Origin of the sequence: Nannocystis bainbridge, assembly GCF_028368995.1 — a bacterium.
GTDB classification, from domain to species: domain Bacteria; phylum Myxococcota_A; class Polyangia; order Nannocystales; family Nannocystaceae; genus Nannocystis; species Nannocystis bainbridge.
On the sequence record NZ_JAQNDL010000004.1, the window covers coordinates 277,373 to 291,743 of the forward strand.

Below are 14,371 nucleotides of genomic sequence, written 5' to 3' on the forward strand. Positions count from 1 at the left end.
CGCCGAATGCCGTCACAGCGGGATCGAGGCGACGGGGTGGGCGAGGTCGTCGATGTGCGCGACGTGGATCATGTCGCGGGCGATCGAATAGACCCAGTCTTCCATGAACACGGACCGCTGCACCTTGGAGTTGGAGTCGGTCCACCAATTGTTACACTTGCCGCTCGCGGTCTCGGGGGTCTCCGGGGCCTCGTGCGGCACGCCGCCGAGCAGCTCGAAGCCGCCGGCGATGGTCACGCGATAGACGAGCAGGCCGCTGAAGGTCATGAGGTCGCCGAAGTCGCCGCCGCTGCCGCCGGCGCAGATCGTCATCGGCACCGCGAGCAGGTCGCGGGAGCGGAAGTAGGTGAAGGCGAGGTGATTGGTGGCAGCCTCGGAGGTGGAGCCGCGGGTGCCGATGACCTCCTTGTCGAGCACCACGGGCTGGGAGAGGTCGGTGGTGTCGATGATCTGCAGCTGGAGGCCCTCGAACCACGCGAAGTCGCCTTGATCGGCGGCGTCGTAGCCCATGGTCAGGAGGTGGTCGTCGTCGAGGATGTGCATGTAGGTCGAGAAGCCGGGGATCTTGAGCTCGCCCGCGACGCTCGGGGCGCGCGGGTCGGACAGGTCGAGGACGAACAGCGGGTCGGTCTTCTTGAAGGTGACGACGAACCCGATGTCGCCCTTGTAGCGCACGGAGCGGATGTCCTCGCTCGGGGCCAGGTGGTCGACGCGGCCCTCCTCGCGCAGCCGCGAGCCCTTCTCGCGCAGCACGATCACGGTGCTGTGCACGTCGGGGTCGGGGAGCCAGCCGCTGGTGGTGGCGACCCGCAAGGCGCCCTCGTACTCGTCCATGGCGAACTGGTTGAGGATCCGGCCCTTGACGGCGCCGCTGGCCGCGTACTCGGAGGTGGCGCCGTCGAGGGCGAACTTGTGCACGCTGGTGGCCTCGTTGACGTCGGCGGCGAGCTCGGGGAACCAGGCGGCGGACTGGGCCTTGTCGTGTCGCACGGCGAGGTACAGCGAATCCTTGGAGGCGTAGACCGGGCCGGGCCGGCTCATGATGGTGGTGGTGGCGAGGGGCGCCAGCTTGCCGACGGCGAGCGAGACCAGCGAGACGAAGGAGCGGCTGTCGCCGGTCGAGGACAAGAAGACCTCATCGCAGGCGCTGAGCGGCCCCTGCATGGTCCAGGTGACGCCGCCGAGGTGCCAGGTGTCGCGCACCGAGGGCAGGAGGTCCTTGATCGGGGCTTGCTCGATCTGCTGGAGGTTGGCGAGGCGCAGCGCCTCGAATCGCTGGAGGACGTCCTGGGTGGTGAAGCCCTGCTGGCCGAGGCCGCACCAGGCGTCGGGCAGGCTCTGGGGCCAGTAGGTCATGCCGCCGACGTCGAGCTCGGGGAACACGAGGGCGGTGTGGACGGCGTCGCCGATCCGCCGCGAGTTGAGGTACGAGCCGTTGAACTCGATCTCGCGCACGAGGCGAGGCTTGGCCCGATCGGCGAGGTCGAGGACGGTGACGAGCAGCTTGCGGCCGTCGCCGGTGAACTCGCAATCGTAGCCGTAGGTACAGTCGGGCTCGACGGCGGCGTCGGACCAGGGATCGCTGCCGAGAGAGGGGTCGACGTACTCGAGCGAGGCGTAAATGACGGCAGTGTCGCCGTGCACGTACATCCGCTTCGGGGTGCCCTGGAGCGGGACGGAGGCGAGCTCGTGGGCCTGGTCCGCGGGCCAGGCGTCGAGGACGCGAAAGCGGCCGCCGGCGAGGATGTAGAGGTAGCTGCCGTCGTTCTTGACGAAGTCGGCCTCGTCGACGTCGGCGACCTGGGTGTTGGTTTCGGAGTAGTCGCTGGCGGCGTCGCTGCCGGTCTCCTCCTCTTCTTCTTCCTCTTCCTCCTCCTCTTCTTCCTCGCCCCAATCGCCGCAGTCGCTGGCGACGGCCTGGAGGGCCATGGTCAGGTTGTTGTGAAGGCTGGCCTCCATCTCCTGAATGGCGGTAGCCTTGAGGGCGGTCGCCAGGTCGTCGCACGAGTCGGCGCGATCGAGGGCGGCGGCGCCCTGGCGCGGGGCGTCGGCCGGCGAGGCGTCGCCGGCGAGGGCGGGCGACGCCGGCGGGCCGAACAGGCCCTCCGCGGGCGCTCCGGCGACCGGGTCGGCAGGCGCCGGGGAGTCGCAATGGAGAGAGATTGGCGTCAGCAGCGCCAGGGTGAGTGCAGCGATTCTTCGTGGTCCACGCATCGTGATCTCCTGCTCGAATCATCGAGCGGGGTCGAGGCGCGCGGGCGTATCAGACCGCGAGCGAGCAGCCGTTCGCCCCATTCGGCAGCGACGCGCGACCCGACCCCATTCGGCAATCGTGAGGAGGTCGGTCCTGTCGGCAAGCACGCTCGGCCACGAAAGGCGCGCGGCTGTCGTCCGGCGTACGCGTCTGCCGGCTCGCTCCTCACCGGCGGAGCGAAGGCGTCGATCTGTCGTCGAGGTCGTGTGGGATGTCCTCGGGGACAGGTCGAGAGCGGGGCGGAGAAGATGCGGAGCCGCCGCTGCGCGAGCAGGCGAGCGAGCGTCGTGGTCGGCGACGGTTCGCGTCGCGAGCGGGAGCGCGGTCGTGGAGCGCGCCTCCCCGGGTCCGCAACGGGCGTCTGGACCGGCGCAGGTAAGTGTGAGAAACATCTCAAATTAAGTGAGCCCATCCGAGAACGATTCTCGGCGAGCTCGCGACGAAGGGCGGGAACCATGACCACGGGCCGCGACCCAGACCTCGACCTCTTGCAGCGCTGGCGCAGCGGCGCGGCAGCGGCCGGCAATCAATTGTGCCGGCGCTTCGAGCCGAAGCTGCGCCGCTTCTTCGCCGCCAAGGTGCAGCCCGCCGACGTCGAGGAGATGGTCCAGCAGACCTGGTTGGCGCTGACCGGGGCCTGCCGCCGGGCCGACCTGCGGCCGGAGAGCGGCGGCCTGGATGCGATTCGCACGACGTTTCGCGCGTACCTGTACGGCATCGCCCGCCACACGCTGCTCGCGTATCACCGCAAGAACTACCGCGGCGGCCGCGACTTCGATCCGGAGGTCGAGAGCCTCGAGACGCTGGCGCCGTCGCTCAGCCAGCAGCTGTCGCTGCAGCGCCGGGTCAAGCAGCTCGAGCTGGCGCTGCGGAGCCTGCCGCTCGAGCTGCAGCTGTTGACCGAGGCGCGCTACGTCGAGGAGCTGTCCGGTCCGGAGCTGGCGGAGATGTTCGCGCTGCCCGAGGGCACGGTGCGCTCGCGCCTGTCGCGGGCGCGACGCTTGATGGACGAGGCGCTCGAGCGCCTGGAGCGGAAGTAGGAGAGATCATGCGCGAGCCGGAGCCCATCACCGAGCACGACAGCGGCGCGAGCGATCGTTTCATGCGCCTGTTCGCCGAGCACCGCGAGCAGGCCGCGACCGCCGATGCGTCGGCCGGGGGTGCCTTCGATTTCCCGGCCGAGGACGTCGCGGCCTTCAGCGCGCTGATCGGCGACCGCTACCGGATCGAGCGCGAGCTCGGACGCGGCGGCATGGGGGTCGTCTTCCTCGGCCACGACCATCGGCTCGAGCGCTGCGTCGCGCTCAAGGTGTTGCCGCGCGCGCACGGCGAGAGCGCGGCGCATCAGCGCCGATTCCTGCGCGAGGCGCGGACGGTGGCCAAGCTGTCGCACCCCCACATCGTGCCGATCCTGCACGCCGAGGAGGCCGGGCCGTTCGCCTACTTCACGATGGCCTACGTCGAGGGCGAGACGCTCGCCGAGCGGATCCGCCGCGCAGGTCGCATGCCGGTCGTCGAGGTGGTGAAGGTGCTGCGCGAGGTCGCGTGGGCGCTGGCGTACTCGCACGCGTGCGGGGTGGTGCACCGCGACGTCAAGCCCGAGAACATCCTGCTCGAGCGGGCCACGGGCCGCGCGCTGGTGTCGGACTTCGGCATCGCCCAGCAGGTCGGCGACGCGGGCATCACCGGCGCCGATCACCTGGTCGGCACGGTCCTGTTCATGAGCCCGGAGCAGGCGCAGCGCGTCGAACTCGACGGGCGCAGCGATCTCTATTCGCTGGGGGTGGTCGGCTTCTGGCTGCTGTCCGGCAAGTATCCGTTCGCCGCCGACACGGCGCTGGCGTCGTTGCTGCAGCGCGTAAATCGGCTCGCGCCGCCGCTGCGCTCGGTCGCCCCCGATGTCGCGCCGGCGATCGCGGCGGTGATCGATCGCTGCCTCGCGCGCGCGCCGGACGACCGCGTGCGCAGCGGCGAGGAGCTGGCGGAGGCGCTCGAGCGGGCGCTGCACGGCGAGCCGAAGAGCGGCCGCGACGAGCGTGCGCTGGGCGAGGCCGAGATCGGCGCGGCGCTGCTGCAGGCCGCCGAGCTGCGGCGGATGCTCCGCGAGCACGCGGAAGCGCCGGCGCCGATCGACCGGGTCTGCCGCGCGCTGGGCGAGCAGCTCGGCGTGCCCGGCGGCGTGGCGATCGACCTGTTCGAGCGGCTCGCGCTCATGTGCCCCGGCGACGCCGACGACCTGCGCGTGCTCGCTGCGGCGCACGGGCAGCTGTTGCCAGATCCGCAGCATTCCACGGCCGCCGACCTCGGCGCCATGTTCGCGACCCGGGACGACGCCTCGCTGTTCGAGCGGCTGCTCGGCCTGAGCCGCGGCTTGCCGCTGCACCACCCGCTGGTCCAGCGCCTGCATCTGCTGGCCGCGCGCGTGCGGGCGCATCGTGACGGGGCCGACGACGGCGAGGTCGCGGCGCGCTTGTTGCTCGAGATCCGCGACCTCGCCGCGCGCCTGCTCGAGCTGCGGCGCGAGGGCTTTGGCGAGCCGGTCGTCGACCACGAGAGCGCGACGCTCGGGCTCTACCAGGAGGTGTTGGCGGAGGTCCGCCGCAACGACGGCGTGCGGGCATCGAAGCGGCTCCTGGACCTCGCGCGGGTGCGTGGGGCCTCGCGCTCGCAGCTCGCGGCGGTCGGCGCCCTCGCCGAGCAGGCGAGCCAGCACGCCGGCGTTCATGCCGCCCGCGGGAGCGACGACGCGTGGTTCGCCTTGCTGGCCGCGCTGCTCGAGTCGGCCGGCAGCCTGGTGTCGGCGGGTCCGGACGAGCTGGCGATCACCGCGCGCACCGACGAGCTGCGACGCGGCGACCTGCAGAGGGCGCGGCGACTGTTCCTCGCGCGCCGCGGCGAAGAGCCTCCGCGAGCGAGCGACGCGATCTTCGTCGCCGAGGCGGTGGGCAAGTCGTACGGCCGCCGCAACCGCGCCGCCGATCAGGTGCTGGGCGACGTCTCGCTGGCGCTGCATCCCGGGACCATCACCGGGGTGGTCGGGCCCAACGGCTGCGGCAAGACCACGCTGCTGCGGATCGTCGCCGGCCAGCTCGCGCCCGATGTCGGCCGCGTCGCCTATCCGCGGCTGGATCCGCCGGGCGTCGCGCGCGGGACGACCGACTGGCAGCGGGTGCTGCCGCAGATCGGCTACGTCGCGCAGCGCCCGGAGCGGTGGTTCGGCGGCCTCGGCGACAACCTGCACCGCTGGGCCGCGCTGCACGGGGTGGTCGGCGAGGACAACGCGATCGAGGTCGAGTTCTACCTCAACCGCCTCGACCTGCTGCGTTACCGCGACGCCCAGTGGCACGAGCTGTCGGGCGGCTATCGCATGCGCTTCGAGCTCGCGCGCGTCATGGTCGCGCGCCCGCGCCTGCTGGTGCTGGACGAGCCGCTGGCGCCGCTCGACATCAATTCGCAGGAGACCTTCCTGCGGGACCTCCGCGACCTCGCCGACATGGACGGGCAACAGCTGCCGATCCTGCTCAGCTCGCAGCACATCGTCGAGGTCGAGTCGATCGCGGACACGCTGTTGTGCCTGCACCAGTCGGGTCGGCCGCGCTTCTGCGGCCCGGCCCGCGCAGTGGCGGGTCGCGGCGACGAGCGGGTGTACGAGCTCGGCGGCGCGATCTCGCAGGACCTGCTCGACGCGGTGCGCCAGCAGTTCGCGCTCACGGCCCATCGCGCGGGCGAGCGCTGGATCGTGCGAGTGCCGGCAGATGTCCCGGAGGACAGGTTGCTGCGGGCGCTGCTGGCCCGCCACGGCAGCGTCGATTACTTCCGCAACATCACGCAATCTTGCGTGCGTTTTTTCAGGGGAGATGCGTCATGAGAGGGACCTATTCACGATATCGAATGGTGGCCGCGTGGGGGCGGCTCGACCGCTATTTGTTGCTCAACCGGCCGCACCTATGGACGATGCGCTTTCATGGGACGGTGGCGCTGGGGCTGCTGGCCACCGCCGCGGCGCTGGTCATCGCGGCGATGGTGCCGGTCGCGGTCGACAGCGTGCCGAGCCTGCGGCCGTTCTTTCTGTCGTTGCTGGCGCTGAGCACGATCGGATCGCTCTATTGGACGTGGCTGCAATTCCGGGTGCTGCGCCACGTCAGCGTGCGCGGCCGCGACGGCGGCGGGCTGACGTTCGTGCTCAACCTGGTGTGCCTGGTGGCGATTCTCCTGCCGCCGCTGGCGGCGACGTCGCTGCTGCGCGCGCGCGTGGTCGAGCGGGTGCCGCAGGCGCAATATCAGGCGGATATGCGGAGCTTCAACGAGGGGGTGAATGCGCTGAGGGCGTTCGATCGTCCGCGGCAGACGTATCGCTGCTCGCCGAGGGACGAGGAGCGCATGTTCGGCAAGGATTTCTGCGCGGGACCGATGCCGTCGCCAGCGACCCTCGTGCCTGCGGAGTTCGTGGCGCTCGAGCGCGATGGTGACGAGTTCAACCGGATCGACTGCGACGAGTGCGGCGCCGTGAACACACGGCTGGAGGCATTCACGGCGGTGGTCGCCCGCTACGGCGAGTCGCGCGCCGGGGCCAACCTGAGCAACCTGCAGGTCGCGCACGGGCTCGGCGCGATCGAGACCTATCCGAGCCGATCTCACCTCTTCTCGGTGTGGTTCATGGCCGTGATCGCGGCCACTGGCCTCACGATCGCCCGCACGTGCTCGCTGCGCCTGCTGCTCGAATCGGCCGCCGCGCTCGGGGCGGTGTGGGTCGCGCTGACGTTCCTCAGCAGCGCCTACGCGGCCCACTCGGGGTTGTCGTCGCTGCTCACGGTGGCGGTGTGCGCGGGCGCGCTGCCGGTCGCGGTGCTGGGCCTCCTGACCCGTCCGACCGGGCTTCAGCTGCGCCTGCTGGTCGCAGCCTGCTTGCTCGCGCCGGCGGCCACGTTGATCGCCGGGATGGCGATCGCCACGTCGCGCGACCTGTTCGATCACACCGACGTAGTGGAGTCGATGAACTACTTCGCCACGCCGTGGTCGAGCCACGGCGATGGGTTCTTCTTCGGGATGATCGGGCTGACCACGCTGGTGGCGATCGCGGCGCTGGCGATGTTCCGCCCGGTGGCGCAGCGCATGGCCGCGATCCCGCGGCGACGCTGATGGCTCACGAAGCTGCGCGCCGCGGCGGCCCGAAACGGCGCGCCGCGGCTCGCTGCTGTGCTCAGGGCGTCTTGCAGATGTACGGCCGCGGCGAGTCGCAGGGCAGGTCGTTCCACAGGCCGGCGGACCAGGCGGGGAGGTTGGCGCAGTCCTCCTCGCCGGCGTTGTTGGGCTCGCCCTCGTTCCAGGCGGTGAAGCCGAGCGCGGTGCCGTCGGTCCACACGAAATCGTCCTCGCTGGCGATGTCGTTGAGGCCGATCCACCAGTCGCTGTTGGCGACCATGAACGCCTCGGCGGCGGCCCAGTCCTGGGTGGCCTGGTCGGGGATCGACAGCAGGTGGCCGCCCTGGGTCACGCAGTCGGCCTCGGCCTGGGCGAAGGGCAAGGCGACGAAGCAGAGCTGGGCGGTGCCGGGGCCGGGCAGGTCCTTCTCGACGCAGTGGGGGCACAGGGGGTCGTCGTCCCAGACGCCGTCGCAGTCGTCGTCGTCGAGGTCGCAGGCCTCCTGGGCGCCGGGGTGGACGTCGGGGTCGTTGTCGTCGCAGTCGTCGGTGCAGGCGGAGAAGCCGTCGCCGTCGAGGTCGACGTCGCTGGGGATCGTGCAAGCGAGGCCGGCCTGGACAGAGGCGGCGCGCTGCATGAAGAAGGCGACGTTGCCGGCGATCTCGTTGGTGTTGTCGCCGTCGCTGCACTCCTTGCGCGGGTCGGCGGCGACGGCCGGGGCGATGCTGGCCCCGAGCTCGGCGGCGGCGCCGGCGAGGTCGAGGGCGTCGACGCGGGCGAGCACGTGGTCGAAGCTGTCGGCGAGCTGCTCGCGGCACGGCTGCGAGGCGGCGCACATCTGCGCCAGCCGCCCGTCGCCGCCGAACGGGTCGAGGTGGTCGCGCAAGATCTGGTCGATGCCCCACGGCATGAAGGTCCACAGCGCGCCGTCCTCCTGCGGGCGATGGACGTAGTAGTTGTTGCGGGTCCAGGCGTAGCCGTCCCAGTGGCCGAGGTAGATCTCGGTGGCGGCGAAATCGAGGTAGCGCCCGAGGTCGAGGACAGCGGCGACGTCGCTGGTAAAGGCGGCGGGGTCGAGCATGCCGTCGAGCGCGGTGGCGAAGTCGTAGAGGTCGGCGAATTCGAGGTCGTCGCCGTTGTCCTGATCGAAGGAGGGCACGAGGTCGGTGCGGATGTCGCTGCCGTAGGCGCCCTCGTAGATGCTGCCCTTGTCGCTGCCGTACCAGTGGTCGAGGTAGGGCTCGTTGTCGACGGACTCGACGGCGGTGTAGAGGCCGTAGGGCTCGCCGTTGACGCGCACGACGACGTGGCCGGCGCGGGGGGCCGCGATGCCGACGTCGCGGAAGAGCGAGTAGCCGAGGATCTCGCGCTGCATGCTGCAGTCCTGGACCATGTTGTTGACGGCGAGCTTCTCGAGGCCCAAGAGCCGCTGGTCGTCGACGTTGCGGTCGAAATTGAGGAGGAAGGCGGCCTTCTGATCGAGGGTGCGATAGGAGCCGTAGTTGCCCTTGAGGCGCACGCCGATCTCGGTCAGCTCGTAGACCTGGCCGTCGATCTTGGCCACGAGGTCGCCCTTGGTGTACTTCTTGCCATCGGCGTCGAGAGCGGCGATCGCCTCGTCGGAGAGGGTGAGGTCGAACTCGGCCATGGCGCCGAAGGCGAACAGCGGCTCGGCCTCGAGGTAGGGGTCCGGATCGCCGGTGGTGCCGCTGGTGGTGTCGGGTTCCTGCGTGGTCGCGGTGGCGTCGGTGGTGGTCGCGGTGGTGGTCGACGTCGCGTCGGTGGTGCTGGTGGTCACCGCGTCGGTGGTCGAGGTGTCGGTGGTGCCGGTGGTCGGGACGTCGGTGGTCGAGGTGGTGGTGCCGGGAGTGCCGGTGGTCGGCGCGGTCTCACTGGCGTCGGAGGTGGCGTCCGTCGTGGTGGCGTCGGTGGTGGTGGCGTCCGTGGTGGCGTCGGTGGTCTGAGCCGTGGGGCTGGTGCAGGCGGCGGCGAGGAGGAGCGGGACGGAGCGGTAAACGGCAGTGCGGGCCATGACCCGCGACGGTACGCCGACTGCAGACGGGTGGGAGGGTCGGCGTTTGCAGGTCCAGGGGCCGCGAGGGCGTGAGGGACGTGCTGGCCGGGGTTCCGCGGGGATCGAGGCGCTACGCAGGCGCGGCTCGGCGCTGTCCTTCGGGACATGTTGCGGGCGGCCGAGGGGCGAGAGAGCGCGCGGGCCGGGGCTGCCTCTCGGGACAGGTCATGGGGCGGGGGCGAGCCGGGGACGGCGGCTGTCTCTCGGGGCAGGTTGGGGCCGCGCGGGTCAGCGGGCGGGGTCGAGCGATTGCAGGCGCAGCTCCTGCTTCTGCGCCCTCGTCTTGTTGCGGTCGTAGTTGAAGAGGGCGTCGTCCCACGAGCCGTACATCGGGTTCGGGATGACGAACCACCGCGCGCCCCACCAGGCGGCGTGCTCGCGCACGAGGCCGGCGCGCTCGGCCAGGGTGGCGTGGTCCTTGTCGACGAAATCGAACAGGTTGTCGCCGAACATGAGGACGATGCGGTGCGTCTTGGCGACCTCGGCGCGGCGCGGGCTCTTCTCCTTCCAGCCGCGCTCGGGGTCGCGGAAGTAGAAGGTGTCGAGGTTGGCAGTGTCGGGGAAGCCGAGCCGCGCGAGGTTGTCGCGGGTGGGCTCGGCCTGCGGGAGGTCGCGGTTCGAGACGTAGAAGACGCGCACGCCCTTGCCAGCAGCAGCAGCGAGGAAGGCGGCGGCGCCCGGGACCCCGGTGGCCTTGCGCTCGTCGATCCAGGCGCCCCAGGTGTCGGGGGCGAACTCGCCGCCGCTGGCGATCAGGCGGGCCTGGTAGGCGCTGTTGTCGAGCACGGTCTCGTCGACGTCGACGATGATGGCGGGCGGGAGGCCGGCGAAATCACCCTGCTGCTCGACGGCGGCGGTCCAGGTGGTGTCGGCGAGGGCCCGCTCGAGCGCGGGGCCGGCGGCGCCGTAAGCCTGCAGCGCGGCGGCCTCGTACTCGGCGCTGGTCTGCAGCCAGGCGACCGCGAACAACATGTCGTTGGCGGCCCCGCCCGCCGCGACCGGGGTGTGCTTGCAGGCCAGCGGCGCAGCGAGGGCGAGGGCGAGGGCGATGCGAGGCAGGAGGGACATGGGTGGCCGGAGAGTAGCGGGAAATGGCCGGCAGACCCACGCTGTCGGGCGCCGGGCGAGGCGGAGCGGTGTGACGGCGGTGGGGCCGAAGCACGACGCGGGCGCTGCGGGATCGTGACGGGCTGCGCGCGAGGGAGGCGCGGCGGTTTCAGGCCGGGCGGACGTCGGCGAGGAAGCGCTCGACGCTGGCGCGCACGGCTTCGCCTTCGCGGCGGCCCATGTCGAAGGCCTTCCGCACGCGCGCGGGGCTGGTGTAGTCCCACTTGTGGATCGGGACCTCTTGCGAGGGCGCGAGGTAGCGGACGTTGCGGGTGCTCGGGAGCGCTTGCGGGCGGTTGAGGAGCACGAGCACGGCGCCGGCGCGGGCGGTGGGGCCGAGCGCGCGCACGGGGGCGGGGTCGACGAGGCAGCCGTCGAAGTAGATGCGATCGGCGGCGCGCAGGACAGGGGTCACCGGCGGGCTGGCCGAGGAGCGCATGACTCGCTCGGACAGCTCGGCGACGTCGGTGGCCTCGTGGGCGGTGTCGACCTCGGCGAGGATGCCAGGGTGCGGGACGTCGGGGCCGTGAAGCTGGCCGCGGCGGCGCCTGTCGGCGTAGGCCCACCAGGCGCTGGCGACGGTGGGGACGACGCGCCAGCCGGGGGCGACGCAGGCCTGGAGGATCCGTACGCGCGGAGCGTCGACGAGGCGCCGCAAGCTGGCGCCGTCGAGCAGCTCCTTCATGGTGGCGCGGTACATGGCCTCCTGCGGGAAGGCGGGACGGCCGAGGATGAGGCGCTCGGGGTAGACGTTGCGCGGGTTGACGGCGGTGCGGGCGCTGAAGGCGGTGACGAGGGCCTCCTCGAGGTCGAGCGCGGCGGCCAGCGCCATGGCAGCGCCGGCCGAGACGCCCGCGAGCTCGACGGTGGTGCCGAGCTCGCGCAGGGCGGCGTAAGCCCCGAGCGCCCAGAAGGTCCGACAGCCGCCGCCCGCGAACACGACCGAAAACTCGCGCATGGGCGGCAGCTAACACCGGGGCGCGGCGCGGTCAAGGGGACGGCGGCGAAGGGCGATGCGGGCTGCGCCGGACGATGCGCGCGATGGCGTGGATGCGAGCGAGCAGCGGGCGGGGCCGGCGATCGTGAAGCGTCGCGCGGCGCGGCGAGGCGAGTGATGCGGAGGCCAGTGACATTGAACTTCGACAGGCGTGATGCGAGTCGACGAAGCTTCAGCATCGACGACGAGAGTTGCGGGCGCCAGTGACGCGACGACATGGCCTTCGCACGTAGGATGCGAATCGGTGAGGGCTCGAGCCGCGACGACAGGAGGCGCTGGAGGTCCGCGATGCAAACGCGAGCGACGAGCGCGGCGCTCCAGCATCTAAGACGGGAGGTGCGGGAGGTCGGCGATGCGATCGCTAACGATGAGGCGCGCGGAGAGAATCGGTGAGGCTCAGCATCGCGAAAGGTCGGCGATGCGGCATCGAACCTCGGAGCACGTGATGCGAATCGGTGGGGCTCCCGTATTGGGGTGCGGATGTCGGCGACGCGACATCGAAACTCGATTGCACGATGTGAATCGACGGGGCTCCCCATCGAGGCGCGTGAGGTCGGCGACGCGGCATCGAACCTCGGAGCGCGTGATGCGAAGCGGCTCCGCTCCGACATCGCGGCGCGGAGGTCAGCGATGGGGCACGCAACCCCTCGACGTTTGCGCGCGTGACAATGTCTTCGGCGCGAGGGGTCACGCCGAGCTGCGATCACGCGAACTGCGGGTGGCTGGCGACGCGCGCGTAGGCGTCGGCGGGCGCGTCGGCGGGGAAGGCAGCGGTCGAGCGGGCGAGGCGGGCGAGCCAGCGTGGGTCGAGCGGGCGCTCGAGGTCGGTGGCGTCGACGCTCGCGCAGGTGGCGGCCTTGTGGTCGCCGGTCGGCTCGCCGACGCCGACGAAGAAGCCGGCCAGCAGCAAGGCGGAGCGGACCGCGGTCGCGCCGCTGTAGGTGTGCACGGTGGCGCCGGGGCGACAGCGGCGGCGCAGGGCGGTGAAGGCGGCGACCGACCACAGCTCGGGGTTGGCCCGCGGCGAGAACGGGTCCCAGAACACGACGTCGGCCGCGGGACCTTCGGCGAGCGAGGCGGGCAGCTCGCCGACGACGAGGCGCCAGGAGGTCAGGGCGGTGTCGTGGTGGCCCGCGCCGAGCAGCGCGTGGGCGGCGACGCCGGCGGGGCCGTCGAGGTCGAAGCTGGCGGCGTGCTCGGGCCGCAGGGCGAGGGTCAGGGCGTCGAGGCTGCGCTCGTAGCTGACGATCGTCAGGCGCTCGCCGCGGTCGCGCGCCTCCGACAGGCGCCAGGCCGCGATCGCGTTGCTGCCGGCGCCGAGGCCGACGTCGAGCAGCACCAGGGGCGCTTGGCCTCGCAGGCGGGCGGCCAGGCGGGCGGGTTCGCAGTAGAGCCGCGTGGCCTCGACGGCGGGGCCGACGACGGGGTGCATGACCTCGCCGACGCGGCGATCGAGGATGGCCCGCGCGCCGCCGGTGGTGGTGACGACCTCGCAGTCGTCGCTCACGCGAGCGCTCCCATGCGCCGCTCGCTGTGCTCGTGGCGATCGATGGCGTCGAGCTTGGCCCTGGCGTAGCTGGAGAACCGGCCGGCCGCGATCGCGGCGCGAGCCTCGGCCATGAGCGCGTGATAGTGGTGCAGGTTGTGCAGCGAGAGCAGGCGCGGGCCGAGCGGCTCGCTGCAGCGGAACAGGTGGTGGAGGTAGGCGCGCGTGTAGAGCTTGCAGGTGCTGCAGGTGCAGTCGGCGTCGAGCGGGCGGTCCTCGCGGGTGGTGCTGGCGCGGGTGAGCTTGACGCGGCCAGTGGAGGTGAAGGCGGTGCCCTGCCAGGCGAGGTGGGTCGGGAGGATGCAGTCGAACATGTCGACGCCGGCGAGCATGGCGTGCAGCAGATCGGGCGGGGTGCCGACGCCCATCAAGTAGCGCGGGCGATCGGCGGGCAGCAGCTCGGCGGCCATGTGCGTGACCTCCTCGCGCTCGGCCCGGGTGTCGCCGACGGCGAGGCCGCCGATGGCGAAGCCGTCGAACGGGTGGTCGGTGAGGAAGGCGGCGGACTCGCGCCGCAAGGCGGGGAAGATGCCGCCCTGCATGATGGCGAACAGCGCCTGCGGGGTGTCGGTGCGGGCGGCGAGGCTGCGCAGGGCCCAGCGATGGGTCCGCTGCATGGCGGTCCGCGTGGTGGCCTCGTCGGAGCGGGCGTCGACGCAGACGTCGAGGACCATCATGATGTCGGCGCCGATCGCCTCCTGCATGGCGATCGAGGCCTCGGGCGAGAGCATGTGGAACCGCTGATCGGTGTAGCTGCGGAACCGGGCGCCGCGCTCGCTGATGACCCGATCGCCGGGCAGCGAGAAGATCTGGTAGCCGCCCGAGTCGGTGAGCATGGGGCCGTCCCAGCCCATGAACCGGTGGATGCCGCCGACGCGGCGGAACAGGTCGGGCCCGGGGCGCAACATCAGGTGATAGGTGTTGCCGAGCACGACCTGGGCGCCGACGTCGCGGAGGTCGGCGGGCGTCAGGCCGGTGACGGTGGCGCGGGTGCCGACGGCCATGAAGGCGGGGGTCTCGACGCGGCCGTGCGGGGTGTCGAGCGCGCCCCGGCGAGCGCGTGAGCCCGGGTCGACGGCGCTGACGTGGAAGGGGAAGCGCATGGGCGGCGGAGTGTAACGGAGGCGGGGGGAGCCGTCGCCGCGGGCACGCCGCCGCGCGTGGGGTGTTTCTTCACGTCGTGCGGCGCGCCAGGACCGCGGGCGGGTGCGTCGATCGTCGACGCCGCGCTCGCGGCCCGCGGGCGCGGCC

At 71.7% G+C, this 14,371-nt stretch carries 9 protein-coding genes; 3 read left to right on the forward strand and 6 right to left on the reverse strand.

Going from position 1 to position 14,371, the window contains the following annotated elements:
• Positions 1-12: 12 nt before the first annotated feature.
• Complete coding sequence (locus POL25_RS38535; protein ID WP_272091391.1) at positions 13-2,214, reverse strand: beta-propeller domain-containing protein; 2,202 nt, start codon at positions 2,212-2,214, stop codon at positions 13-15.
• A gap of 495 nt (positions 2,215-2,709) precedes the next feature.
• On the opposite strand from POL25_RS38535, the gene POL25_RS38540 reads away from it, so the two are divergent.
• From POL25_RS38540 to POL25_RS38550, 3 genes are read left to right on the forward strand one after another with little or no spacing between them, the layout of a single operon-like run.
• Positions 2,710-3,294 (forward strand): RNA polymerase sigma factor, encoded by a 585-nt coding sequence (locus POL25_RS38540; RefSeq protein WP_272091392.1) that lies wholly within the window; start codon positions 2,710-2,712, stop codon positions 3,292-3,294.
• Between the two features lie 8 nt (positions 3,295-3,302).
• The gene (locus POL25_RS38545; protein ID WP_272091393.1) at positions 3,303-6,122 is read left to right on the forward strand and encodes a protein kinase domain-containing protein; all 2,820 of its coding nucleotides are present in this window, start codon (positions 3,303-3,305) and stop codon (positions 6,120-6,122) included.
• A gap of 23 nt (positions 6,123-6,145) precedes the next feature.
• Complete coding sequence (locus POL25_RS38550; RefSeq protein ID WP_272091394.1) at positions 6,146-7,393, forward strand: hypothetical protein; 1,248 nt, start codon at positions 6,146-6,148, stop codon at positions 7,391-7,393.
• A gap of 61 nt (positions 7,394-7,454) precedes the next feature.
• Here POL25_RS38550 and POL25_RS38555 read toward each other — a convergent pair whose 3' ends face one another.
• The 5 genes from POL25_RS38555 to tgt form a co-directional block, all read right to left on the reverse strand.
• Complete coding sequence (locus POL25_RS38555) at positions 7,455-9,428, reverse strand: CotH kinase family protein (protein ID WP_272091395.1); 1,974 nt, start codon at positions 9,426-9,428, stop codon at positions 7,455-7,457.
• Between the two features lie 270 nt (positions 9,429-9,698).
• The gene (locus tag POL25_RS38560; protein WP_272091396.1) at positions 9,699-10,538 is read right to left on the reverse strand and encodes an HAD family acid phosphatase; all 840 of its coding nucleotides are present in this window, start codon (positions 10,536-10,538) and stop codon (positions 9,699-9,701) included.
• Between the two features lie 148 nt (positions 10,539-10,686).
• A complete protein-coding gene (locus POL25_RS38565; protein ID WP_272091397.1) occupies positions 10,687-11,535 on the reverse strand; it encodes a patatin-like phospholipase family protein in 849 nt (282 codons plus the stop codon).
• A 742-nt stretch (positions 11,536-12,277) separates the two neighbouring features.
• On the reverse strand, positions 12,278-13,081 hold the full coding sequence (locus POL25_RS38570; RefSeq protein WP_272091398.1) for an MnmC family methyltransferase: 804 nt from the start codon (positions 13,079-13,081) through the stop codon (positions 12,278-12,280).
• On the reverse strand, positions 13,078-14,223 hold the full coding sequence (gene tgt, locus POL25_RS38575; RefSeq protein WP_272091399.1) for a tRNA guanosine(34) transglycosylase Tgt: 1,146 nt from the start codon (positions 14,221-14,223) through the stop codon (positions 13,078-13,080). Before tgt ends, POL25_RS38570 begins: the two co-directional genes overlap by 4 nt.
• Positions 14,224-14,371 lie beyond the last annotated feature (148 nt).

What these genes read in the sequence shown, in the direction of transcription:
- POL25_RS38535 (WP_272091391.1), bottom strand. Translation starts at nt 2,214, where the DNA reads ATGCGTGGACCACGAAGAATCGCTGCACTCACCCTGGCGCTGCTGACG.
- POL25_RS38540 (WP_272091392.1), top strand. Translation starts at nt 2,710, where the DNA reads ATGACCACGGGCCGCGACCCAGACCTCGACCTCTTGCAGCGCTGGCGC.
- POL25_RS38545 (WP_272091393.1), top strand. Translation starts at nt 3,303, where the DNA reads ATGCGCGAGCCGGAGCCCATCACCGAGCACGACAGCGGCGCGAGCGAT.
- POL25_RS38550 (WP_272091394.1), top strand. Translation starts at nt 6,146, where the DNA reads ATGGTGGCCGCGTGGGGGCGGCTCGACCGCTATTTGTTGCTCAACCGG.
- POL25_RS38555 (WP_272091395.1), bottom strand. Translation starts at nt 9,428, where the DNA reads ATGGCCCGCACTGCCGTTTACCGCTCCGTCCCGCTCCTCCTCGCCGCC.
- POL25_RS38560 (WP_272091396.1), bottom strand. Translation starts at nt 10,538, where the DNA reads ATGTCCCTCCTGCCTCGCATCGCCCTCGCCCTCGCCCTCGCTGCGCCG.
- POL25_RS38565 (WP_272091397.1), bottom strand. Translation starts at nt 11,535, where the DNA reads ATGCGCGAGTTTTCGGTCGTGTTCGCGGGCGGCGGCTGTCGGACCTTC.
- tgt (WP_272091399.1), bottom strand. Translation starts at nt 14,223, where the DNA reads ATGCGCTTCCCCTTCCACGTCAGCGCCGTCGACCCGGGCTCACGCGCT.